Source organism: Ruegeria sp. G5, from assembly GCF_056533365.1.
On sequence record NZ_JBQFOK010000002.1, the window covers coordinates 410,342 to 432,848 of the forward strand.

The following is a 22,507-nucleotide window of genomic DNA, read 5'->3' on the forward strand; positions in this document are numbered from 1 at the left end:
TTCGGGTTAGGAGGTTTTAGGTCATGATTACGGTTCAAACAGGTTCGGACGGTGCACAGATTGAGATTGAATTGTCCGGCGAAGTCACAAGTGCAGACTATTCCGAAAGACTAATTCCCGCCATCGAAGCAGCTTTGGCTGAACATGAAACAGTGCGTCTGATGGCAATCGTTCAGCCAGAGTTCAAAGGCTATGACCTTGGTGCCGCATGGTCTGACACCAAGCTTGGCCTTAGCCATTGGCGCGGGTTTGACCGCATCGCGGTCGTGGCAGATCAGGGTTGGGTTCAAACGAGCGTTCGGCTGGCTGCCCCGATCATGCCCTGTCCGATGCAGGTGTTCGAACTGTCCGAAATAGAGTCCGCGCGCCGCTGGATGCGCGAGTCCCTTGGGTCCATTCACGTTACCGACTTGGGTGGGCCTTGTGTCCAAATTAGCCTTTTGGGCAAGTTGGACCCGGACGAATATTCCAAGGCCGAATCCGATCTGGACACTCTGCTGGCGGCTAAAACAGGCTTTCGCTTATTGGTCGACCTACGTGAATTCGATGGCTGGCAAGGGCTTACGGCGCTTGCGGCTCATTTACGATTGGCGAAGGGGCATATCGGGATGCTCGATCGCGCTGCAATCGTTGGCGACAAGGCGTGGCAGCATTTGGCACAACGTGTTGCCAGTCACGTGCTGGGCGCACGGACACAGTTTTTCCCTTCGGAAGAAATGGAAAATGCGAAATCCTGGCTTGCCGCTGGTTGATTGCACCAGTGGTGCGCCGGGTCTGACGTAAAGTCATTCCGGGCCCGGGCATCTTTTGCTTGATTGGTCAGTCAAGAAAGAATTAAGGCTTGCGAGCTTTCCTGCGGTACCACGGCGGGAAAGACAGACACTGAAGCGCGCCGTTGTGGGTTGCCACCCACACACCACTTGTCTTCGAACTTGACCCCCTCGGAGTTCAGACCAACCTGCAACGGCGCAGGCTTATCCGTCGGGTGTGATTTCAGGATTTGTTCATGCGGGCTGCGCGACCACCGCGGCGTTTCGTCAGCTGCGGTTTGCGCGAGGGCAGGGCTTCCATGATTTCCGCCCGCTCCGAGCTGTCCATCTTTGACCAGCGCGAGATTTCGTCGATGGTGCGATAGCAGCCAGTACAGATGCGTTCGGTAGGGTGAACGACGCAAATCTGGATGCAAGGGCTTTCGACCTCGTTCCGTTTCCAGACCATGTTTGTCATAGGCGTGTTCCGATCCCTAAAGAAAGCGCAGTCTATCCAGCGCTCCTTGCAGAATATAAGCAGCTGCAACGTGGTCGATAACCTGTCCGCGACGTTTTCGTGTCGTATCCGCCTCAAGTAGTGCCTTTTCGGCCGCAACTGTACTGAGCCGTTCGTCCCAGAACCCAATCGGAACCTCGGTGAGTCGAGACATATTGCGCGCAAAGGCTCTGGTCGATTGACAACGTGGACCTTCCGAGCCGTCCATGTTCTTGGGCAGGCCAAGAAGTATGCCGCCGATTTCCCGGTCAGCGATGATTTCCAGCAACCGTGCGGAATCCAGTGTGAATTTCTTGCGACGGACCGTTTCTAGCGGGCTTGCGACACCGCGCATCTTGTCGGACACAGCCACGCCAATGGTTTTTTCACCCAGATCCAACCCGATCAGAGCGGTCATCGGGGATAGAGCGCTCGCAAAGTCTTCAAACGCGTCGTGGATCATTGTGCGATACCGGCCTGCAATGCCGCTTCGTCGATAAGCTCCAGCGCCTTTGGATCGTCTGCAAAAAGGGTCGTGGCCTCTTTTTTGATGTCGATCGCGCGCTGACCTTCGCCAAGTACACCCAGCGCGGCAATCAATCGGGCCCAGTCTTCGGGTGGGCCGCCTTCGGTCGCCAAACGGTCTGACAACTGGTTCACCATTCCCACGATCATTTCCTGACGCTCTTCCGGTGTCAGAGCCGCGGCGGCATCCACATCGTCCTGAGTCGGGCCGCTTCCTGCTGGCAGTTCTGGCGGGTTGAAGACGCCAGCGCGGAATGCCAGCTCGTCCAACTGCGACCGGATCGCCTCGACCCACGGCGCATCGGCTGGGGAGCTACGCAGGGTGTCGAACCAAATCCGATAAGCGATATCCGGGCGTCCAACCTGGACCATCATTTGCCCAATGTAATACTGCGCCGGACCGTGGCGTGGGTTGCGTTGCAAGGCCTGTCTCAAGGCTGCCTCAGCCTCGGGTGATACATATCCGTTTACCGAAAGGATCATCATCTCGGCCATGTGGGAATAGGCGTCTGCGTCTGCGGCGTCACCGGACAGTTCGATCACACGCTGCTGCGCTTTGTAAGCAGCAGGGAAATTACCTGCGTTTGCTTCGTGTTGCGCCAGCAATATGTGGCCCTGCAAATCATTCGGTCGCGCGGCGACTGTTTCCCGCAATTGCCCCAAAAGCGCTGCATAGCTTTCTTCAATCTGGGGCTTGGGAACAGGGGGCATATCGGCTTCGGCTTGCGCCTGACTGGGGCGATCGGTGCGCAGTTTTTCAGACATTTCCAGCCGTAGCGACAAAGGCTGGTCCGGCATGCCCGACGCGCCCATCTGCCCGTACATCCAAAAACCGCCGCCAATCAATGTCAGTGCGACTGCGGCCAAGCCAGCTGCGTTTGCCCAGCGGGGCGGCCCGTCCTGAGCACCCTGCGTCTGCATCTGCGCGTCTGCCGCAAGAATACGACGAGAGATTTCCGTGCGAACGCGTTCGGCATCTGCCTCACCAATCACGCCGCGCGCCAGATCCCGATCCACGCCAGCCAGTTGCTCGCGATAAACGCGCAGGTCATAGGCCGCTGCCGGTTCGCGCGTCTTGCGCGCCCGGATCATGGAGAGGCCAAGGAAAACTGCGGTAAGCAGTGCGGTAAGGATCAATAGGGCCCAGAAGGTCATGTTTACTCCGAGATACTTCCCTGACTTAGACCCGGGCCTAGCAGGAAAAAAGGGACAAATGGCCGCGAGGCCGCTACATAGCGCAATTATGAACGCTATGTCGCAATAGCGCGATATTATGGCGTTGCGCGGCAGGGGTATGTAATTGTTACACGGCATATCTGCGCCCAATCACCGAACCGGATGGATTCGCTTATGAAACACTACTCAGCCTTTGCAGTGGCGCGCGAAGCGTTACGCTATCACACCGGATGGGAGCGCGCATGGCGTTCGCCCGAACCCAAGAAGAAATACGACGTCATAATCGTAGGTGCTGGTGGTCATGGTTTGGCCACGGCTTACTATCTGGGCAAGAACTACGGGATCCAAAACGTTGCCGTGATAGAAAAGGGTTGGCTGGGCGGTGGTAACACTGGTCGGAACACGACGATTATCCGGTCGAACTATCTGCAGGATCCATCTGCGGCGATGTACGAAAAGGCGCGCAGCCTTTACGAAGATCTCAGCCAGGAGCTGAACTATAACGTTATGTTCAGTCCGCGCGGTGTGATGATGTTGGCCCAGACGCAGCACGAAATTCGCGGGTACCAGCGCACGGCGCATGCGAACGCACTGCAAGGCGTCAAGACCGAGTGGATTGGCCCCGAGCGTGTCAAAGAACTGGTGCCAATTATCAATCTGGACGGTCCGCGCTATCCGGTTTTGGGCGCGCTGTGGCAGGAACGCGGCGGCACCGCCCGCCACGACGCCGTTGCGTGGGGATACGCACGTGCGTGCTCGGCCATGGGGATGGACATCATCCAGCAGTGCGAAGTGACGGGCGTTCGGTCCGACAATGGTCGTGTTGTCGGTGTCGACACCACCAAGGGCGCGATTGATTGCGACAAGCTGGGCATCGTGGTTGCGGGTCACTCTGGTCAACTGGCCGAGATGGCAGGCTTCCGTCTGCCGCTGGAGGCGATTGCGCTGCAAGCACTGGTCTCTGAGCCGATCAAACCCTGCATGGACGTGGTCGTGATGGCCAACACCGTGCATGGCTACATGTCTCAGTCCGACAAGGGCGAGATGGTAATTGGTGGCGGCACCGACGGGTTCAACAACTTCACCCAGCGCGGCAGCTTTCACCATATCGAGGAAACCGTCCGCGCACTGGTTGAAACCTTCCCAATGATCTCGCGCCTGAAGATGCTGCGCCAATGGGGTGGTATCGTAGATATGACCGGCGACCGGTCGCCCATCCTGTCGAAAACACCGCTGCAGGGCTGCTTTATCAATGGCGGCTGGGGCACGGGCGGCTTCAAGGCCATTCCGGGCTCGGGCTGGGGTATGGCGCAGCTGATGGCCACGGGTCATTCGCCGCTGACCGAGGCCTTCTCGATGGATCGCTTCAAAGAGGGCCGCTTTATCGACGAAAGCGTCGCGGCCGGGGTGGCGCACTGATGAAGATTTTTCGTCGAAAAATCTCGCGCCCGTGCCACATGGAATTTACAGGCCGCTTCGGCGCGCCTGACGTCAAAAGGATGAACGTATGCTGATCCTGAATTGCCCCTATTGCGGCGTCGATGCCGAAGAAACTGAACTGGCCGCGGGCGGCGAGGCGCATCTGAAGCGTTTTGGCCCTGGCTCGTCGGATGATGAGTTCCACGACTACCTTTTCATGCGTGAAAACCCCAAAGGCGTTCACTTTGAACGCTGGCGCCATGCGAATGGCTGCGGCAAGTGGTTCCACGCTGCGCGCTGCACAAACACGCTGGAGGTGTTCGGCACCTACTCGGCACAAGTCTATGAACCGCCGCAAGAGATCAAGGACGCCATCACCGCAAAACGTCCTGGCTGGACCTGGAGAGAGTACGAATGATCCGCCCAGCCATCCGTAATTCCGCCTGCGAAAGGTCAGCAACATGAGCACCCGTCTCGCAAACCAAGGCCGGCTGATCGACCGGTCGAAACAGTTCACATTCAGCTTCAACGGCACCTCAATGCAGGGGTATGAGGGCGATACGCTTGCCTCAGCCCTGCTGGCCAACGATCAGATGATGGTGGGCCGGTCGTTTAAATACCACCGTCCGCGCGGCGTCGTCGCGAGTGGCGCAGAGGAGCCGAACGCTCTGGTCGGTCTGGGGCAGGGTAACCGGTTCGAGCCGAACCAGCGTGCCACCACAACCGAGCTTTTCAACGGTCTGACATCGATTTCGCAAAACCATTGGCCGAACCTTGAATTTGACGTCGGTGCTGTGAACACGGCCTTGGCACGTTTTTTGCCCGCCGGTTTTTACTATAAAACGTTCATCCACCCAAAGCCGTTCTGGAAGCATGTCTATGAGCCCTTCATTCGCCAATCTGCTGGCTTGGGCAAAGCGCCGGATAAGGACAGCCGGGATGCGGATACGTATGAGCATTTCTACGCTTTCACCGATGTTCTGGTCATCGGCGGCGGTGTTGCCGGTCTGCAGGCGGCCAAAGTGGCGGCCGCGTCAGGTGCCAAGGTACTGCTGATCGAGCAGACAGCGCATTGGGGCGGCCGTGCACCGGTTGACGGGGGCACCGTCAACGATGAGCCTGTGGATAAGTTCGTGGAACAATTGGTTTCCGAATTAGAAACAATGGACAACGTCACCATGCGCACTCGCTGCATGGGTGCGGGGGTTTATGACCACGGTTACGTGCTGGGATATGAGCGTCTGACCGACCATAAGCCGGGTGCTCAGGGTCCGCGTCATCGACTGTGGCGCATCCGAGCAAAACAGGTTGTGACCGCCACAGGTGCGATTGAGCGTCCTTTGTCTTTTGCGGGCAACGATGTGCCGGGCGTCATGTTGGCGTCAGCCATGCGTGACTACGTTGTGAACTGGGGCGTGACCCCGGGTGACCGCGTTATTGTTGCCACAAATAACGATGATGCTTATCGCACTGCGATTACGCTGAAGAAGGCGGGTGTGGATGTTCTGCGCGTTGTCGATGCGCGCGACAATGCGGGCCCGCTGGCTGATGAAGCGCGAGAGTTGGGTATCCGTGTTGATCCTGGCAAGGCGATCGCCAAGGTCAAAGGCGGTAAACGCGTCAAGAAAGTTGCGATCTGTAACCAAGCCGGTATCGGCGGTGCCCGCGAAGAGGTTGAAGCTGATGCGGTCGCCATGTCGGGTGGTTGGTCGCCGGTTGTGCATATGTGGTCGCATTGCGGTGGCAAGCTGATCTGGGATGAGGCCAACGCGCATTTCCGGCCTGACCCATCGCGTCCTCCGCTGGGGGCAGACGGAGAAGGGTTCGTACTGGCCGCAGGGTCATCAAACGGCCCGCTGTCTCTGGGCGATGTTTTGGCGGACGCCGACGCTGCGGGCAAAGCGGCGGCCAAGGCTGCAGGCTTTTCGGCAAAACGGACCAAGGCACCGGTTGGTGAGGCAGAAGGCGAAGCGCCTATGGCAGCTGTATGGCTGATGCCTGCCAATGCAGAAATCCAATTGCGCATGAAGTCTTGGCTGGACTTCCAGAACGACGTGAAAGTGTCCGACGTTCAGTTGGCCGCGCGCGAAGGTTACGAGAGCGTGGAACATACCAAGCGTTACACTACGTTGGGTATGGCGACAGATCAGGGTAAGTTGAGCAATATCAACGGCTTGGCGATCCTTGCTGATGCGTTGGATTCAGAGATCCCGAAGGTCGGCACCACCACCTTCCGCCCGCCATATACACCCATTTCGCTAGCGTCGATCGGTGGTGAAGCACGCGGCGATGTGTTCCAACCCATTCGTAAAACGCCGATGCATGATTGGCACGACAAGAACGGTGCTGATTGGGAGCCGGTCGGCCATTGGCGCCGGACTTACGCCTATGCCCGTCCCGGTGAATCCGTGCATGACGCGGTCAATCGTGAGGTCAAGAACACTCGCGAAAACCTCGGCCTGCTGGATGCTTCGACGCTGGGCAAGTTGATCGTCAAGGGCCCCGATGCGGGCAAGTTTCTGGACATGATGTACACCAACATGATGTCCACGCTGAAGGTCGGCAAATGCCGTTATGGCCTGATGTGCTCGGAAAACGGGTTCCTGATCGACGATGGCGTTGTTGCCCGGATCGACGAAGACACATGGCTGTGCCACACGACCACTGGCGGGGCCGAGCGTATCCACGGCCACATGGAAGAATGGCTGCAGACCGAATGGTGGGACTGGAAAGTCTACGTCGCCAACGTAACCGAGCAATACGCTCAAGTCGCAGTCGTAGGACCGAACGCACGCAAGGTTCTTGAGAAGCTGAACGCACAGGCGGGCGGCGGTATGGATCTGTCGAAAGAGGCGCTGCCCTTCATGGAATGGCGCGACGGCAAGATCGGCGCGTTCGACGCGCGCGCCTACCGTATCTCGTTCTCGGGCGAGCTGTCCTATGAGATCGCGGTTCCGGCGTCCCAAGGTCAGGCGTTCTGGGACGCTCTGGCTGAGGCAGGTAAAGAGTTCGGCGTAATGCCATACGGCACCGAATGTCTTCACATCCTGCGGGCTGAGAAGGGCTTTATCATGATCGGTGATGAGACCGACGGTACCGTGATCCCGCAGGATCTGGGGCTGCATTGGGCTTTGTCTAAAAAGAAAGAAGACTTTCTTGGTAAGCGGGCACATTCGCGCAGCCACATGGCGGATCCCGAGCGTTGGAAACTGGTGGGTCTTGAGACTGTGGATGGATCTGTTCTGCCGGACGGTGCCTATGCAGTGGGCGAAGGCGTCAACGCCAATGGTCAGCGCAACATGATCGGGCGTGTGACATCCACCTACTATTCGGCCAATCTGGATAAAGGTATCGCGATGGGTCTGATCAAACATGGTCCGGATCGCATGGGAGAGATTGTCGAGTTCCCGGGAACCGATGGCAAAACCTACAAAGCCAAGATCGTAGACCCGATCTTTTACGACAAGGACGGGGAGAAGCAGAATGTCTGAACCCATCAGTGCACTGAACCACGCCAGCTATGAGGGCATCGCCAAAGTGACCGAAGTCGGCCTGCAGGGCATGATCACCCTGCGCGGTGAATTGTCCGATAAAGTCCTTGCCAAAGCCGTCAAGGACGCAACAGGGCAGAAAGTACCCGGCCAGCGTGAAGCTTTGGTCAAAGGCGATACAGGCGTTGCCTGGATGTCCCCGGACGAATTGCTGGTTCTGGTTCCATATGCCCAGGTGAATGAGAAGCTGGCCGCCATGACCGACGCGCTAAGTGGTACGCATTCCCTGGCGGTTAATGTTTCTGACGCTCGCGCAGTCTTTACTGTTTCTGGTGCGAACGCGCGCGAAGTGCTTGGCAAAGTGGCTCCGGTCGATTTGTCGGCGGAGGCATTCCAGCCTGGTCAAATCCGCCGCTCTCGCCTGGCTCAGGTGGCGGGGGCGTTCTGGATGGACGACGCTGAAACCTTCCGCGTGGTCTGTTTCCGTTCGGCGGCGGATTACGTGTTCAAGCTGTTGAAGATCGCAGCGCAGCCGGGCAGCGAAGTTGGGATATACTAAAACCGGACGATTTTCTGCGGTTTGACCGTTTGAGTTCTGTCTGCATTACATTGAAAGGTTAGAGAGATTCGGATTGTATGTCGGATCTCTTTCCTGTTTTATGCGCTCAAACAGGAGTTGAGTAATGCTTAAGTTTTCATCACTTATTTGTGCTGGTATTGTTGCCCTTTCGGGTGCTGCGAAGGCCTCTGAAACGATCTTTGATTGTTACCCGAACAATATCGAACCTCATCTTGGATGGATCGCCGACCGTGTGATCGTGATTGTAAACGAAGAGGAGCAAACGGCTTCCGTTTTGGACCCTTACATCCAGCACGTGCATAATGAACCTATCCCTGCCAGCTACTCGAAACTGGGCAATGGCAACATCCGGGTTAAATGGGATGTCTCGGGTATCCCGATACGTGCCGGCACGACAGCTGGCGCATCTTGGAACGCAACCATCAATCCGACTAAAGCTCAGATGCGGATTAGGGCGACTGTCTGGGGATATGATAACCGGCCCAGTGGTCATGGAAAGTGCGATATTGGCCTCCGCTAATACTTTAGCCCGCTGGTTTACCAGTATCGAGGTCAAAGAGCTAAAATCGGCAGGTTTTCTAATCCGTTTTTTTCCGAGCGACAACGGGGTTCTCCGAAGGGGGCCGTTTCTGTTTTCTGCAGTTAGTCGACCAGCGATGACCTCTCAGTCGTGCAGAAGGATGGTCTGATAGCGATTCAATCCGTCCGGTGCCACAAGCGTTTCCTTCCGGATCGGCCTGTTGTGTTCATCTCTGATTTGCCCGTAGAACTGCAGATTTTCCAAAAGACCCGCGACTTGGGAGTGACGGTCTGCCTCTTCCAGAAGTGGGGCATGCAGGGACAGAAACAGAGCGGGGCGTTTCTGTTTCAGCCAGCCTAGGAGCGTTGGCAGGACAAAGAACTCGGCCCCTTCGATATCCATTTTCACCAGCGATACCCGACCTAAGTCCTGGGCTGCTTGGAACTGATCCCATGCGATTGTCAAAGCATCTGTTCCATGTGCTGCATCATGCAAAAGAGAACTGGTGGAATCGCCCGGCTCTCCTCGGGTTGAGGCCATGCGGGCTATTCCGAATTGATCCGACAAAGCGACCCCAAAGGCCGAGACATTGTGAATACCGTTCAGTTCCAGATTCCAAGCGAGGTGCCGAAAAGCAGTCGGATCAGGCTCAAAACACCAGACGTGACGGGCGCGACGGGCCGCGTACAAAACAGTAGGGCCGATCCATGCGCCGATATCCAGATAGTCTTGTTCTGGTGAGAGGTATTGATCGAGAATGGCAAAGGTTTCAGGCTCCCACTCTCCGGCGGCGGCCTTGCGCCAGAACTTCGAATGGTAGGGATCCAGCCGAAATCGCTCTCCGTTCAGGCTGCCCGCATAGTATCCGCGAGCGCGGTAGAACATCTTGCGCGCCTGTGTCAGCATCGTCTGCCTCCGGGTTTTGTGATCTCGGCCCTTGACCTGCGGCCCTTGCCGCAGCATTTAACCTGTGGAACCGCAACAATCATTTTCAACAGGGGGCCGAGATGGCTTTTGAACTTCCTGATCTTCCTTATGCACATGACGCGCTGGCAGCCAAGGGCATGTCCGCTGAAACATTGGAATATCACCACGACCTGCACCACAAGGCCTATGTCGATAACGGTAACAAGCTGATCGCTGGCACCGAATGGGACGGCAAGTCGCTGGAAGAGATCATCGTAGGCACCTACGACGCAAACGCCGTGGCGCAGAACGGTATCTTCAACAACATCAGCCAGCTGTGGAACCACAACCAGTTCTGGGAGATGATGGGCCCCGGCGACAATGCCATGCCCGGTGAGCTGGAGAAGGCGCTGGTCGAGAGCTTCGGTTCGGTTGACGAATTCAAGTCGCAGTTCAGCGCCGCGGGTGCCGGTCAGTTCGGCTCGGGCTGGGCATGGCTGGTCAAGAATGCTGATGGTTCGCTGGCCGTGACCAAGACTGAGAACGGCGTGAACCCGTTGTGCTTTGGTCAGACTGCTCTGCTGGGTTGTGACGTTTGGGAGCACTCCTATTACATCGACTTCCGCAACAAGCGTCCGGCTTATCTGTCGAACTTCCTCGACAACCTGGTGAACTGGGAAAACGTTGCATCGCGGATGTGATCATTGACCCGTCGAGGGTTTATCAAGGGCCTGCTGGCGACAACGCTGGCAGGCCTTTTTGTTACCGCCTACGCGTTCTTCGTTGAACCTGCGCTGCGGCTGCGTGTTCGCAAGTGGCGGATCCGACGCGAAGACTGGACGGCTGCGCCTTTGCGCATCGCCGTTTTGGCCGATCTGCACGTTGGTGAACCCCATATTGGGCTAAACCGGATAAAGCAGGTTGTGCGACGCACGAATGCTCTGTCACCGGATCTGGTTTTGCTGCTGGGGGACTTTGCTGCGGGTCACCGCATGATCTCAAACCCTGTTGCGATCAAGGACTTGGCGCCGGTGCTGTCCGGTTTGCAAGCCAAGCACGGTGTTTACGCAGTTCTGGGAAATCACGACTGGTGGGATGACCTGTCAGCGCAACGTCGGGGCACAGGTCCAAATCTTTATGGAACGGAATTGCAACGAAACGGCATTCAGGTCCTGTCCAATGAGGCAGTAAAGCTTGATGCTGCAGGGTGTTGGCTGGCCGGGCTGGAAGACCAGTTGGCAATTGTGACCGGGCCCGGTCGCTACCGGGGGCTGGATGATTTGCCCGGGACGCTTGCACAAATCACAGATGACGCGCCGGTGGTTCTGATGGCGCATGAGCCTGATATTTTTCCAAAGGTACCCGAGCGTGTTGCCGTGACGTTGTCAGGCCACACGCATGGTGGTCAGGTTCGGTTGTTCGGGTGGTCGCCTGTTGTACCTTCTCGCTTTGGTAACCGTTACGCTTATGGCCACGTACGGGAAGGGTCGCGCGATCTGGTCGTATCAGGTGGCATAGGGTGTTCCATTTTGCCAATTCGGTTCGGCGTAACGCCAGAAATCACGCTGATCGAGCTGTCCGCCTGACTGGTGGAATCCCGCCGACCCTTTCGTTTTCGCCAGTCAGTGGGATTGTATGGCGTGGCGGAGTGCTTACCTAAAGTGAGCGGAGGGAGAGAACCGCAAATCAAATGAAAAACGGTCAGGCAACGCGCTGAAAAAATGTTTGGCGCGCAACCGTCTAACTATGTCCGAAGAAATGGGGACGGTCGCATAAACCATAACAGGAGATCACAATGGTCGCACTTGCACAGGGAACATGGATTGTCATCGCCGACGGTGAAAAAGCGTTAGTGATGGAGAATATCACGGATGCCGAGGATCCCAATTTTGTGGTGGTATCGGTTGAAGAAAGCGACGTACCAAACGGGAAACCTTCGGATCGGGCAGGACGCCGTCCAGACACCGGGCCCAATCAAAAATCAGCCGTTGCTGAACCCAAGTGGAAAAGCCATGCCAAATCCCTGTTCGTGCAGGATGTTGCCAACCTGTTGAACCGCAAGGGTCTGAAAGGGGCCTATAAACGTCTGGTGCTGGTGGCCAGTCCCCATGTTTTGGGCCTTTTGCGTCGCAGGTTGCACAGCGAAGTCTTGGGCAAAGTGGTCGCCGAAGTTGACAAGACCCTGACCAATCACCCGCTACACAAGGTTGAACAGGTCCTCACCAGTCGGTTGAAGCCTGCCATTTGACCTATAAGATGCATAAGCGGGCGCAAGGCCGCCCGCTTATGAGGCGGTCTTCAACAAACGCCTCAATGCAGACATAGCGGTGTCTGCGTCATCAACCCAAGTGATGAAGTCAGCCAGGGATGCGTCAGCGAATCCTTGGTTGATCACTTGTTGAACGAGGTCGCGCAAGGCGTCCCAGTACCCACCGACATTCATCACAAGAATGGGTTTGTCGTGCAAACCCAATTGCCGCCATGTGAGTGCTTCGAACAATTCGTCCAGCGACCCTGGCCCTCCGGGTAAGACAACGACGGCGTCGGCATTCATAATCATGACCTTTTTACGCTCGTGCATCGTCTCGGTGATCACGAAATGGGTTAGATCGGTTTTCCCCACCTCGCGCTGCAGCAGGTGAACAGGGATGACACCGAATGTATCCCCTCCGGCTGATTGTGCGGCTCGGGCTACCTCTCCCATCAGACCGACATCGCCAGCCCCATAGACCAATCGCCACCCTTCTTGCGCCAGCAGCTGACCGAATAGGCGCGCGGCGTCGGAATAGGCAGAATCAACACCATTTCGTGACCCGCAATACACACAGACGGATTTCTGAGACATAAAGGGGGTTCTCCGGGGTTGTAACTGGGGTTTTGACCCCTGATAGCGAGATTGATAGATTGGCTCAACCGTCAGGCAGAATACGTTAAAGTCAAAGCGTTTGCACTGCGGAGTGAAAGGAAAAGAATGGACGCCAAATCGGAAAGCGAAAGTTCCGGTGCAGTCACCTGGGGGGTGATTATCGGGATACTGGCTTTGGTCGGGGCCGGTGGGGCCTACATGTCCGGCGTGTTCGACGACGCTCCGGAGGATGCCGTGTCCCAAACCGACGTCGCCGTTCAACAGTCTGAGAGCAACGCGCCTCAGCAATCTCAAGGTGCTGAAGAAGCGCCCGCTGCCGAGGCTCAGGTCGATGAGCCCGAGGCCGTTCCGTCTGCCAGCGAGGACGTAGCCGAAGATCAGGCGGACGCTGCACAAGATGAACAACCTGCCGAGGACGTTGCCGCGACCACGCCGCCTTCGCTGGATCAGATTTTCGTCGAACCGGATGGGAATGCTGTTCTGTCGGGCAGTGCAGATCCGGGCGCGGTCGTGCGTGTTTTGCTGGATGGCGAAACACTGCACAGCTTTACCGTCGATGATAGCGGCCAGTTTGCCGAGTTCGTTTCGATACCGTTTGCGAATACCGCCCGTGGCCTTGCGCTTGAAACCGACGGTGAGGATCAGCCCGTGCGTTCGGATGACTATCTGATCGCAGCGTTGCCTGAACCCGAGATCGCGGTCGCCGAAGCCGAGGTTGCCAGTGAAACTGACGCGCAGGCGGAAACGTCGGCGATACCGGAAGAAGCGGTCGCGGATTCTGAAGTAACCGATACAGGGGCCGATACAGATGTTGCCGCCCTTGAAACGGATGCTGATGCCGCCAGTGAAACAGCCGAAGATCAAGCGGACACTGCGCCGGAAGGTGATCAAAACCAGCAAATTGCTATCTTGCGTTCAGGTGAAGATGGAGTGGAGCTTGTTCAGCCTGCGACACCTCAGGACACCGATCCTGATCAAGTTGCGCTCGATACGATCGGGTATTCTGATGAGGGTGAGGTTGAGCTGACCGGACGCGTGCCGGATGGCTCTGTTGTACGGCTCTATCTGAATAATCAACTGGTCGCGGATTTGCCGCCAACCGATGACGGCAAGTGGCGGAGCGAGCTTGAGGATGTTGATCCGGGTGTCTACACGCTGCGTGTGGACGAAGTTGGAACTGACGGAACTGTCGTTAGCCGTCTGGAAACGCCGTTCAAGCGCGAACCACTTGAAGTTCTACAAGCCGCCAACGGAGATAACGGTGCGCCAGACCAAAGCGACGTTGCAGCAATCCGTTCCGTGACGGTGCAAGAGGGCGACACGTTGTGGGCGATCTCGCGTGAGCGGTACGGCGACGGCGTTTTGTTCGTGAGGCTGTTTGAGGCCAATCGGGACTCTATCCGCGATCCGGACCTGATCTATCCGGGGCAAGTGTTTACGATCCCAGAGTAATTCGACACCTCTGGCCCATCCGGGCCCGAGGTCTATCTCTGACCGCAGTACTGGTACGTGATGAGACGAGCAGCCCCGATGCAATCCGAAGATATGCCTGACACTGACGAGCGCCGCTCTGGCTGGAGGACGGTGCGGAAAGTCGCGCCGTATCTCTGGCCCGAAGATGAGCCGTGGGTGAAACGGCGCGTGATTTTGGCGATGAGCATGCTTGTTCTGGCCAAGCTGATCGCCGTTAGTACTCCTATCCTTTACAAGGGTGCCGTGGATAGCTTGGCGGGTGAGGGCGTTCCGCCGTTGGCCTTGGGTGCTGTCGGGTTAACGGTGGCTTATGGTGTCGCCCGAATGATGAACGTCGGCTTCCAGCAGTTGCGGGATGCCGCTTTTGCGCCGGTTGGACAGCGTGCCCTGCGTGCGTTGGCGCTTGAGACGTTTCAGCATATACACCAACTGTCTATGCGCTATCACGTAACGCGCCGCACAGGCGGCCTGAGCCGCATCATCGAACGAGGCGTTAAAGGCGTCGAGTTCCTGTTGCGATTCCTGCTGTTTTCGATCGGCCCGCTGATCCTTGAACTGCTACTGGTCGCCATCATCCTGATGTGGCTGTTCGATGTATGGTATCTGGTCGTCGTAGCCGTCACGATTGGGTTTTACATCTGGTTCACCTTCGCGGTGACCGAGTGGCGGGTGAAGCTGCGTCGCGAGATGAATGATCAGGATACCGAGGCCAATCAACGCGCTATAGACAGCCTGCTGAATTTTGAAACTGTCAAATATTTCAACGCAGAACAGCGCGAAGCTGAACGGTATGATGTGTCTATGAAGGCCTATGCAGGGGCTGCGCTCAAGACGGCGTATTCCTTGGCGTTCCTGAACTTTGGGCAGTCTTTCCTGATCACGTGCGGACTGATTGGCGTGATGGTTCTGGCGGCCGTCGGCGTTCAGAACGGCGCGTTGACTGTTGGTGATTTCGTCATGGTCAACGCCTACATGATCCAGATCACCGTGCCGCTGAACTTTTTGGGAACGGTTTACCGAGAAATTCGCCAGGCGCTGGTCGATATGGGACAGATGTTTGATCTGCTGGAACAACCCGCCGAAGTAACGGACAAGCCGGACGCCCCAGATTTGTCGGTGACAGGTGGCGAGGTGACATTGCAGGATGTCCACTTTGGCTATGACGCCGATCGGGAAATCCTAAAGGGTGTTTCGCTGACGATCCCGGCCGGTCAGACAGTTGCGATCGTCGGCGCGACTGGATCAGGCAAGTCGACAATCGGTCGGTTGCTGTTTCGGTTCTATGACGTCACTGGCGGTGCCCTTAAGATTGACGGTCAGGACGTGCGGGACGTGACGCAGACCAGCCTCCACGCCGCGATCGGAGTTGTTCCACAAGACACTGTGCTGTTCAACGACACGATCCGTTACAACATCGCCTATGGTCGGGACGGGGCAACGCAGGATGATGTAGAGGCAGCAGCCAAAGCCGCGCAGATTCACGATTTTATCGTCACCTTGCCCGAAGGGTATGACACCAAAGTTGGTGAGCGGGGGCTGAAACTGTCCGGCGGTGAGAAGCAAAGGGTGGGGATCGCACGCACGCTGCTAAAGAACCCGCCAATCCTTTTGCTGGACGAGGCGACATCGGCCTTGGACACAGATACTGAGCAAGACATCAAGGACGCCTTGGCGCAGGCCGGTAAAGGCCGGACTGTACTGACCATCGCCCACCGTCTGAGCACAATTGCCGAGGCGGATCGCATCGTAGTGCTTGAGCGTGGAGAGATCATCGAACAGGGCACGCATGATGAGTTGTTGCAGCATGAAGGACGTTATGCGCAGCTGTGGAACCGTCAGCAATCTGACGCTCAGGCGGCCTGATCGCGTTTGGGTTTTGTGCTACACTCCGCGTTGTTTATCGGAGGAATTGTCATGAGATCATTCGTTGGTGCAGCATTGGTATCGTTGGCGGGGTGTTGGGCAAGCATGACCATGGCTGCCAGCGATCCCATCGTGGGTGTCTGGAAGACAGAGCCGGATCGCAAGAACCTCATCTCTCACATCAAGGTCACGGCTTGCGGCGACAAGTTCTGCGGCCAGATATTGTCGGCTTATGATTCCACCGGGAAAGAAGTTCAGACGCCAAATATCGGCAAAAAGCTGTTCTGGGACGTGGCCAGCGAAGGGAATGGAAAATACGGTGGTGGCGACATTTGGATCCCGCTTGTGAACGTAGACGTTGTTCCGCAACTGACATTGAACGGAGATTCTCTGACCATCCGGGGGTGCGAGCATTTGGTTTGCGGTCACCAAACCTGGACGCGAATATCGCAATAGTTCGGATATACCTAACCGGTTCAGAAAAAACGGCGGGCTAAAAGGCCCGCCGTTTTTCTATTCAGCTGCTTTCAACGGGGATGTGGGTGGATGCCCCGGGTCTCGGTCCGGTTTTTCACTGGGATCAGAAAGATCGCCCCACAGAACTTCGTTTGCCTGAACTTGTCTGGCGGCCTTGCCGATTTCCATATCCTGCGCCACCCGACTGTACTCACCTGCGGTCGCACGGGCCAGCAACTTACCCAGCCAAATGGCGTAAGTGGTCACCCACACACGCAGCGCAAGGAACGACGGTGTTACGATAAGCGTCAGCACTGTCGCAACCCCAAGGCCGAAAACCACTGCGGTCGCCAGCTGTTTCCACCACAGGGCCGTTGGGCTGTCGATGGAATAGCCTCCATTGATAAAGTCCAACGATAGGCCGAACATCATCGGTGTCAGACCTGCCATCGTGGTCAACGTGGTCAACAGAACGGGGCGGATGCGCGCCTCGGCCGTGCGGATGATCGCCTCGATCCGGGGCATATACTGGCTGTATTCCTGATAGGTGTCGATCAGAACAATGTTGTTGTTCACCACGATCCCGGCCAAAGCCACGATCCCTGTTCCAGTCATGATGATCGAAAACGGTTGCTGCATAACCAGCATTCCGATCAGAACGCCGGTGGTGGACAGCACGACCGCCAGCAGAACAAGGATCGAGTTGTAGAACGAGTTGAACTGCGCCAGCAGGATCACGAACATCAACCCCAACGCTCCGGCGAAGGCCTTCAGAAGGAAGGCACCGGATTCGGCTTGATCTTCCTGATCGCCCGTCCATTCCCAAGTGATTGAGTTGCCGAAGGGGCTGGTGTCCAGCCATTGGGTTAGGGCCGCAATCCTCTCATTCGGGTTGATGGGGACAAAACTGACATCACCGGCTGAGGTATTGGAGCGCAATTCCTCAATGCCCTGAGCGCCAGTCAGGCTTACAACCTCATAAAGCGTTCCATCATCACGCTCGATAGTCGTTAAGCCAGAAGGGCTGTCAGCCGTGATTTCGCGAACGACTGCCAATGGCTGGTTTTCGATTGGCGCGCCTTTGGAATCCGACTGGGCGCCCATGATGCTGATCAGCCCGGGTTCAACATCAGCCTTCACGTCAAAGTAACGCTCTTGATCCACTCGGTTGATCTCGGCCAGCTTTGCGACCGGTTGACGGGTCACAAAGTTGGACAATGGGACCAGACCGTCCGTCGTGCGCACTTTCAGCGTGTCCAAAGTGGACAGGACGCGATCTTCATCGGGCAGGCGTACGCGGATTTCAATCTCTTCATCAGTCGTATCGGGACGCATTTCGCCCAACAGCAAGCCACGGGTAACCAACTGAACCATAGCACCGACAGTGGCCACATCCGCGCCGAACCGGCCAGCTTTGGCAACGTCCACGTCAATTTGCCAGTCGATGCCCGGAAGGGGCAGCGTGTCTTCGATTTTGATCAGCCCCGGCGTTTCATCAAAAACGGCGCGTGCAGCCAACGTCGCCGCCGTGAGCTCTTCGCGGTTGTCGCCCTTCAGGCGCAGGTGCACCGGTTTGGCAGAGGCGGGGCCCTGTTCCAAAGGCAGGATCTCGACAATGACACCGGGTATCTGCGCAAGTTCGGCGTTCAGCTGGTCCAACACAAAATCGCCGTCGAATTCCGGCGCCACCGTATGTCGATCCAGCAAACCACCGAAGATGGGATCGGACACGTTTGGTCTGTCTTCCCACGGAATGATTTCGAATTGCACCTGGCCGATCGTATCCGCAGGCTCTTGCGCACCACCGTTATTCTGGTTCAGACCACCTTCACCTGCGAACGAGAATACGTTGATCACGGCTGGATGCGCGCCAATGATCTTCTCGGCGGCAAGGACCATTTCGTCCTTTTCTGTCAGCGATATGTTGCCGCGGGCGCGAACATAGGCCGTCGCCTGTTCGGGTTCACTTTCAACAAAGAACTCCACGCCCCGATTGTTGCCCATAAAGGTAAACACGACCGCGACAACGGCCAAAGCCACAGTCAGAATTGAAACCACCGGCATGATCGGGTTTCCGACAAGGAACCGGATAGCGCGGCCAAAGGGTGTGTGTTCGCGCGCCGTGTGCACATGTTCCTCTGGCGCGCGCTCAATCCTTGCGGCGCTCAGCGTGACAGAGCCTGCAAACGCACCCAGCAGGAACAATATCGCTCCAAAGATAAGCCCGCCGGTCGGTCCAAGCGGCAGCAGGTATGTGGGGTTCAGCAACTGCATTGCACCCAGGAAAATCATGTACAACGCAGGTGGAACCATGGCCACGCGCGCCCACCACGAGGTGCGCGCCCGCAACCAATCCGAAATACGGTCAAACACGCGGCTGAGGCGGCCTGAAACACCCCCCATAACCGGCAGGTAAATCAGCGCAACGATCAGCGACGCCGAAAGAACAAAGATCAAGGTGACCGGCAGCATGCCCATGAACTCACCCGGTACGCCGGGCCAGAACAACATTGGCAGGAAAGCGCAGAGTGTCGTGGCGGTTGACGACACGATGGGCCAGAACATGCGCTGGGCCGCTTCGACATAGGCGTGCATGGGGCCCACACCTTCTTTGATGCGCTTGTCGGCGTATTCCACAACGACAATGGCCCCGTCGACCAACATCCCGACCGCCAGGATCAAACCGAACATGACGATGTTCGAGATGCTGACGCCCATCACGGCAAGGAAGGCAAAGCACAGCAGGAACGAGGTCGGGATTGCGAACCCAACCAGCAGCGCGGCGCGCGTTCCCAGCGAAGCAAGGACAACGATCATAACCAGTGCGATTGCCGTCAGCACCGATCCTTCCAACTGGCTGACCATCGAGCCGACGATACGGCTTTGGTCGTTCGATGTGCCAAGCTCGATCGTGGCCTGCATCTGAGGCGGCCATTTGACCTGCGCAGCCTCAATGGTCTTTTTCACGTCCTGAACCGTGTCGATCAGGTTGAAACCCTTGCGTTTGACGACCTGCAAGGCGACCGTCGACTCGCTGTTGAAACGGGCGGTGCCTATCCGATCCTCAAACGTGTAGTTGATCTGGGCCAACTCACCCAAAGTTACCACGCGGTCGCCATTTACCTTGATGGGCAGGGCATACACATCCTGTGCGGTTTTGAACGAAGACGGGATCTTGACCGAGAACGTACCTTGCGCGGTCTCAACCTCACCGGCAGCAATCAGCTGGTTATTGTTCTGGACCACATTGATCAACTCTGCGGCTGTGACGTTGTATGCCTCAAGCCGCAGAGGGTCGATAATCACTTCAAGCAGCTCATCGCGGTTCCCAGCGATGCCAGCCTCCAGGACGGAATCCATCGCTTCCAGATTGTCCTGCAAGTCTTTGGCAACACGTGCCATCGTCCGTTCCGGCACGGCTCCTGTCAGGTTGACGATAACAATTGGGAACTCGGAAAAATTGATCTCGGTCAGTGAGTATTGTTCAGCGCCCTCGGGAAACTCAGCCTGGGCGCTGTTCATGGCGTCACGGACGTCGGCCATGATCGCGGTCTTATCCCAGCCAAAGTCAAACTCGAGCGCGACACCGGCATAGCTTTCGGCTGCCGTTGATGTCATTTCCTTGAGGCCGTCCAAATCGGCCAGCTCGGTTTCCATCGGTTTTACCAGCAGGTTTTCCGCGTCTTCGGCCGAAATACCTGGGAATTGGACCGAGACAAACAACGCCGGGATTTCAATATCCGGCTCGCCCTCTTTGGGCAGGCTGACATAGGCAAAGCCACCGACGATCAGCGAAATCGCGATAAAGGCCAGAACCATTCGGGCCCGGCCTGCGGCCCAACTGACGATTCCGGTCATTCGGCGGTTTCCCTATAAGTCGGCGCAACAGTAACGCCGCTTGTTACGAATTCATGCCCGACAACGATTATGTCGGTTGTTTCCGGCAGCCCACCAACCCAAACACCTTCGGGCGTGTCCCGCAGAAGTTGAATTGCCCTGAAGTCCACCACGTTGTCTTGACCCACAGTGCGCACGCCGACCTGACCTTCGTTATTCAAAGTCAGAGCGGACTGAGGCAGCAAATGTGCCTTGGCCCCTTCGGCTGCAATTCGAATGTCGGCGGTTTGCCCGTCCCGGATCGCCAGTTCAGGGTTGGGAACCTTTATTTCGACCTCGAAGGTGCGGGTGGTTTCATCGGCGGATCGGCTCAGGAACGTCACGCGCCCGGCGACCTGCAAACCTGTCACCAATTTCGCTGTGGCTTCTGATCCGACAGTGACGCGGTTCACTTCGGTTTCTGGAACAAACCCCACCAGTTTGATCGGATCTAATTGAATGACGGTGGCGCACAATGATCCCGGCAGCATCAAGCTGCCCAGCTCTGCCGTATCGCTTTCCAGCAATCCTTTGAACGGGGCCTCTATGGTTTGGCGGTCGATCTCTTTACGTGCAGCTTCTACTTCGGCGACGGCGGCTTCGATTCCGGCGCGCGTTGCTTCTAACCCGGCTTCGGCGGTCTTCACACCAGCCTCTGCGGTTCGCATCGCAGCTTGGCTTGAGATCCTGCGGGTTTCCGAGCCAAAACCGGTTTCCGACAAACGCTGAGCGGCCGTCAGATTGATTTCCGCTTCGGCCACCAGTGCATGCGCCTCTTCCAAACGCGCCTCGGCTTCGGGGATGCGGCTTTCGGCTTCCAGCTTGCCTGCCATTGCTTCGGCAAGACTGGCCGGGCGTGTTCCGGGGTCCAGTTCGCACAGCACATCTCCGGCCTCTACGAAGGTGCCTTTTCGCTTGGGGTCAGATATGACGGTCGAAGTCGTCTCAGCCAAAACTTCAACCTGACGGTTGGCTTTTGTCTGACCGCGCAGCAATACAGCACTGTCGATTTCGCGTGCGACAGAACGGATGGCCACAACCCCTACGGCAGTCTGTTCCGCAGTGATCGTGCCGTCAGTTTCGGCTGTGGATGCCGCGTTTCCGTCTGCTTCCGCGCGTCCGGCTATGGCGAACAGGGTGTCGCGCTCGAAAACCACCAAGAAAAGGGCGATCGTAACGAGAAGAGCGTTTATCATTGAAATCAAACGCATACAGAGACTCTCCCAGAATTCTTCGCCAAGATTTCTTCGGCGCACACGCGGTAATGTGGGTTCGATTATGTACTTTTTCTACGCTAAACTGAATAGTTTGGTTCACTTTTTTGCGCAACCCAGACAGGACCCGGTCAAAATGTGCGAAATCGGACCCTTGGCTTGGCAAAGACGCCGGGGTATGACATTGCGCCATACACCACTTTCACAGCCCGGAGGGCAGGGATGAGCGACGTCGACAGTTTTATTGATGAGGTGACCGAAGAGGTGCGCCGAGATCGCCTTTATCTGCTGCTGCGCAGGTGGGGTTGGATCGGTGTTTTGCTGGTGGTTCTGATCGTCGGCGGTGCTGCGTTCAATGAAATTCGCAAGGCACGCACAACCTCTCAGGCCGAGCAACTTGGCGATGCGATTCTGGCGTCGCTGGCGCAGAATGACTCGGCCCAGCGTGCCGCGGGCCTGGAGAGCGTTGAGGCAGGCTCGCCCGGCGGGGATGCCGTTCTGAATATGTTGCTGTCGGCATCGCAGATAGAGGCGGGGTCGGAACAAGCGGCTGTTGACAGTTTGAATGCTATTGCGTTGCAGGGTGAACTTCCTGAAATCTACCGCGCCATTGCAACGTTCAAAGCGCTGCTTTTGCAAAGCGAAACACTGCCTGCGGCAGACCGTCGCCAACAATTCGAAGCCTTGGCTGCACCGGGTGCACCATTGCGACTGCTGGCCGAAGAACAACTGGCGCTGATCGACGTTGCCGAGGGTAACGCGGATGCCGCGATCGAACGACTGCAGGCCCTGCGCCAGGATGCCGAAATTGGGGTAGACTTGCAGCAACGCGCGACCCAATTGATTGTTGCCCTTGGCGGCCAGCCCGAGCCTTTGGTGGCCCGTCAGGGCTAAAAC

General features: G+C 57.0%; 20 protein-coding genes. 13 read left to right on the plus strand and 7 right to left on the minus strand.

From position 1 onward, the window contains the following. The first annotated feature begins 23 nt into the window (after positions 1-23). Positions 24-752, plus strand: a complete 729-nt coding sequence (locus ACR0BD_RS05135) for a SpoIIAA family protein (RefSeq protein WP_480829229.1) — start codon at positions 24-26, stop codon at positions 750-752. Between the two features lie 241 nt (positions 753-993). Here ACR0BD_RS05135 and ACR0BD_RS05140 read toward each other — a convergent pair whose 3' ends face one another. Genes ACR0BD_RS05140 through ccmI form a run of 3 tightly spaced genes read right to left on the minus strand, consistent with a single transcriptional unit; the run spans position 994 to position 2,925 of the window. Next, entirely contained in the window at positions 994-1,227 is a 234-nt protein-coding gene (locus ACR0BD_RS05140) for a DUF1289 domain-containing protein (RefSeq protein WP_480829230.1), read from the minus strand. Between the two features lie 16 nt (positions 1,228-1,243). Beyond that, on the minus strand, positions 1,244-1,708 hold the full coding sequence (gene ruvX / locus ACR0BD_RS05145; protein ID WP_480694194.1) for a Holliday junction resolvase RuvX: 465 nt from the start codon (positions 1,706-1,708) through the stop codon (positions 1,244-1,246). Then, positions 1,705-2,925 carry a c-type cytochrome biogenesis protein CcmI gene (ccmI, locus tag ACR0BD_RS05150; RefSeq protein ID WP_480829231.1) on the minus strand — a complete coding sequence of 407 codons (1,221 nt, stop codon included), beginning with the start codon at positions 2,923-2,925 and terminating at the stop codon, positions 1,705-1,707. Before ccmI ends, ruvX begins: the two co-directional genes overlap by 4 nt. A 195-nt stretch (positions 2,926-3,120) precedes the next feature. On the opposite strand from ccmI, the gene ACR0BD_RS05155 reads away from it, so the two are divergent. The 5 genes from ACR0BD_RS05155 to ACR0BD_RS05175 all read left to right on the plus strand — a co-directional run bounded on the left by ACR0BD_RS05155 (position 3,121) and on the right by ACR0BD_RS05175 (position 8,956). After that, positions 3,121-4,365, plus strand: a complete 1,245-nt coding sequence (locus tag ACR0BD_RS05155) for a sarcosine oxidase subunit beta family protein (RefSeq protein WP_480694190.1) — start codon at positions 3,121-3,123, stop codon at positions 4,363-4,365. An 88-nt stretch (positions 4,366-4,453) separates the two neighbouring features. After that, a complete protein-coding gene (locus tag ACR0BD_RS05160) occupies positions 4,454-4,783 on the plus strand; it encodes a sarcosine oxidase subunit delta (RefSeq protein ID WP_480829233.1) in 330 nt (109 codons plus the stop codon). Between the two features lie 43 nt (positions 4,784-4,826). After that, positions 4,827-7,856, plus strand: coding sequence for a sarcosine oxidase subunit alpha family protein (locus ACR0BD_RS05165; RefSeq protein ID WP_480829235.1), 3,030 nt, complete (start codon positions 4,827-4,829; stop codon positions 7,854-7,856). After that, positions 7,849-8,415, plus strand: coding sequence for a sarcosine oxidase subunit gamma (locus ACR0BD_RS05170; RefSeq protein WP_480829236.1), 567 nt, complete (start codon positions 7,849-7,851; stop codon positions 8,413-8,415). Before ACR0BD_RS05165 ends, ACR0BD_RS05170 begins: the two co-directional genes overlap by 8 nt. A 124-nt stretch (positions 8,416-8,539) precedes the next feature. Beyond that, positions 8,540-8,956, plus strand: a complete 417-nt coding sequence (locus ACR0BD_RS05175) for a hypothetical protein (RefSeq protein ID WP_480829237.1) — start codon at positions 8,540-8,542, stop codon at positions 8,954-8,956. 144 nt (positions 8,957-9,100) lie between these two features. Here ACR0BD_RS05175 and ACR0BD_RS05180 read toward each other — a convergent pair whose 3' ends face one another. Further along, on the minus strand, positions 9,101-9,862 hold the full coding sequence (locus ACR0BD_RS05180; protein ID WP_480829238.1) for an FkbM family methyltransferase: 762 nt from the start codon (positions 9,860-9,862) through the stop codon (positions 9,101-9,103). Positions 9,863-9,963: 101 nt separating this feature from the next. Here ACR0BD_RS05180 and ACR0BD_RS05185 point away from each other — a divergent pair, with 101 nt between their 5' ends. The 3 genes from ACR0BD_RS05185 (at position 9,964) to ACR0BD_RS05195 (ending at position 12,110) form a co-directional block, all read left to right on the plus strand. Then, positions 9,964-10,563, plus strand: a complete 600-nt coding sequence (locus ACR0BD_RS05185) for a superoxide dismutase (RefSeq protein ID WP_170382652.1) — start codon at positions 9,964-9,966, stop codon at positions 10,561-10,563. 3 nt (positions 10,564-10,566) lie between these two features. Continuing rightward, positions 10,567-11,448: a metallophosphoesterase gene (locus ACR0BD_RS05190; RefSeq protein ID WP_480829239.1), complete on the plus strand. Its 882-nt coding sequence runs from the start codon at positions 10,567-10,569 to the stop codon at positions 11,446-11,448. Between the two features lie 209 nt (positions 11,449-11,657). After that, positions 11,658-12,110 carry a host attachment family protein gene (locus tag ACR0BD_RS05195; RefSeq protein ID WP_480829240.1) on the plus strand — a complete coding sequence of 151 codons (453 nt, stop codon included), beginning with the start codon at positions 11,658-11,660 and terminating at the stop codon, positions 12,108-12,110. Positions 12,111-12,146: 36 nt separating this feature from the next. Here ACR0BD_RS05195 and ACR0BD_RS05200 read toward each other — a convergent pair whose 3' ends face one another. Next, positions 12,147-12,707 carry an LOG family protein gene (locus ACR0BD_RS05200; protein WP_480694174.1) on the minus strand — a complete coding sequence of 187 codons (561 nt, stop codon included), beginning with the start codon at positions 12,705-12,707 and terminating at the stop codon, positions 12,147-12,149. A 126-nt stretch (positions 12,708-12,833) separates the two neighbouring features. Between ACR0BD_RS05200 and ACR0BD_RS05205 the strand changes: the two genes are divergently transcribed. The 3 genes from ACR0BD_RS05205 (at position 12,834) to ACR0BD_RS05215 (ending at position 16,520) form a co-directional block, all read left to right on the plus strand. Beyond that, the gene (locus tag ACR0BD_RS05205) at positions 12,834-14,180 is read left to right on the plus strand and encodes a LysM peptidoglycan-binding domain-containing protein (RefSeq protein WP_480829243.1); all 1,347 of its coding nucleotides are present in this window, start codon (positions 12,834-12,836) and stop codon (positions 14,178-14,180) included. 78 nt (positions 14,181-14,258) lie between these two features. Further along, positions 14,259-16,064: an ABCB family ABC transporter ATP-binding protein/permease gene (locus tag ACR0BD_RS05210; RefSeq protein ID WP_480694170.1), complete on the plus strand. Its 1,806-nt coding sequence runs from the start codon at positions 14,259-14,261 to the stop codon at positions 16,062-16,064. Positions 16,065-16,115: 51 nt separating this feature from the next. Then, positions 16,116-16,520 carry a DUF2147 domain-containing protein gene (locus ACR0BD_RS05215; RefSeq protein WP_480829244.1) on the plus strand — a complete coding sequence of 135 codons (405 nt, stop codon included), beginning with the start codon at positions 16,116-16,118 and terminating at the stop codon, positions 16,518-16,520. 57 nt (positions 16,521-16,577) lie between these two features. On the opposite strand, the gene ACR0BD_RS05220 is transcribed toward ACR0BD_RS05215, so the two are convergent. Further along, a complete protein-coding gene (locus tag ACR0BD_RS05220; RefSeq protein WP_480829245.1) occupies positions 16,578-20,378 on the minus strand; it encodes an efflux RND transporter permease subunit in 3,801 nt (1,266 codons plus the stop codon). Continuing rightward, a complete protein-coding gene (locus tag ACR0BD_RS05225; RefSeq protein ID WP_480829246.1) occupies positions 20,375-21,607 on the minus strand; it encodes an efflux RND transporter periplasmic adaptor subunit in 1,233 nt (410 codons plus the stop codon). Before ACR0BD_RS05225 ends, ACR0BD_RS05220 begins: the two co-directional genes overlap by 4 nt. Before the next feature lie 225 nt (positions 21,608-21,832). Here ACR0BD_RS05225 and ACR0BD_RS05230 point away from each other — a divergent pair, with 225 nt between their 5' ends. Then, entirely contained in the window at positions 21,833-22,504 is a 672-nt protein-coding gene (locus tag ACR0BD_RS05230; RefSeq protein ID WP_480829248.1) for a hypothetical protein, read from the plus strand. Positions 22,505-22,507 lie beyond the last annotated feature (3 nt).

Bases quoted from the DNA above. Each gene is read 5' to 3' on its own strand.
- ACR0BD_RS05135 (WP_480829229.1), top strand. From the start codon at position 24: ATGATTACGGTTCAAACAGGTTCGGACGGTGCACAGATTGAGATTGAA.
- ACR0BD_RS05140 (WP_480829230.1), bottom strand. From the start codon at position 1,227: ATGACAAACATGGTCTGGAAACGGAACGAGGTCGAAAGCCCTTGCATC.
- ruvX (WP_480694194.1), bottom strand. From the start codon at position 1,708: ATGATCCACGACGCGTTTGAAGACTTTGCGAGCGCTCTATCCCCGATG.
- ccmI (WP_480829231.1), bottom strand. From the start codon at position 2,925: ATGACCTTCTGGGCCCTATTGATCCTTACCGCACTGCTTACCGCAGTT.
- ACR0BD_RS05155 (WP_480694190.1), top strand. From the start codon at position 3,121: ATGAAACACTACTCAGCCTTTGCAGTGGCGCGCGAAGCGTTACGCTAT.
- ACR0BD_RS05160 (WP_480829233.1), top strand. From the start codon at position 4,454: ATGCTGATCCTGAATTGCCCCTATTGCGGCGTCGATGCCGAAGAAACT.
- ACR0BD_RS05165 (WP_480829235.1), top strand. From the start codon at position 4,827: ATGAGCACCCGTCTCGCAAACCAAGGCCGGCTGATCGACCGGTCGAAA.
- ACR0BD_RS05170 (WP_480829236.1), top strand. From the start codon at position 7,849: ATGTCTGAACCCATCAGTGCACTGAACCACGCCAGCTATGAGGGCATC.
- ACR0BD_RS05175 (WP_480829237.1), top strand. From the start codon at position 8,540: ATGCTTAAGTTTTCATCACTTATTTGTGCTGGTATTGTTGCCCTTTCG.
- ACR0BD_RS05180 (WP_480829238.1), bottom strand. From the start codon at position 9,862: ATGCTGACACAGGCGCGCAAGATGTTCTACCGCGCTCGCGGATACTAT.
- ACR0BD_RS05185 (WP_170382652.1), top strand. From the start codon at position 9,964: ATGGCTTTTGAACTTCCTGATCTTCCTTATGCACATGACGCGCTGGCA.
- ACR0BD_RS05195 (WP_480829240.1), top strand. From the start codon at position 11,658: ATGGTCGCACTTGCACAGGGAACATGGATTGTCATCGCCGACGGTGAA.
- ACR0BD_RS05200 (WP_480694174.1), bottom strand. From the start codon at position 12,707: ATGTCTCAGAAATCCGTCTGTGTGTATTGCGGGTCACGAAATGGTGTT.
- ACR0BD_RS05205 (WP_480829243.1), top strand. From the start codon at position 12,834: ATGGACGCCAAATCGGAAAGCGAAAGTTCCGGTGCAGTCACCTGGGGG.
- ACR0BD_RS05210 (WP_480694170.1), top strand. From the start codon at position 14,259: ATGCAATCCGAAGATATGCCTGACACTGACGAGCGCCGCTCTGGCTGG.
- ACR0BD_RS05215 (WP_480829244.1), top strand. From the start codon at position 16,116: ATGAGATCATTCGTTGGTGCAGCATTGGTATCGTTGGCGGGGTGTTGG.
- ACR0BD_RS05220 (WP_480829245.1), bottom strand. From the start codon at position 20,378: ATGACCGGAATCGTCAGTTGGGCCGCAGGCCGGGCCCGAATGGTTCTG.
- ACR0BD_RS05225 (WP_480829246.1), bottom strand. From the start codon at position 21,607: ATGCGTTTGATTTCAATGATAAACGCTCTTCTCGTTACGATCGCCCTT.
- ACR0BD_RS05230 (WP_480829248.1), top strand. From the start codon at position 21,833: ATGAGCGACGTCGACAGTTTTATTGATGAGGTGACCGAAGAGGTGCGC.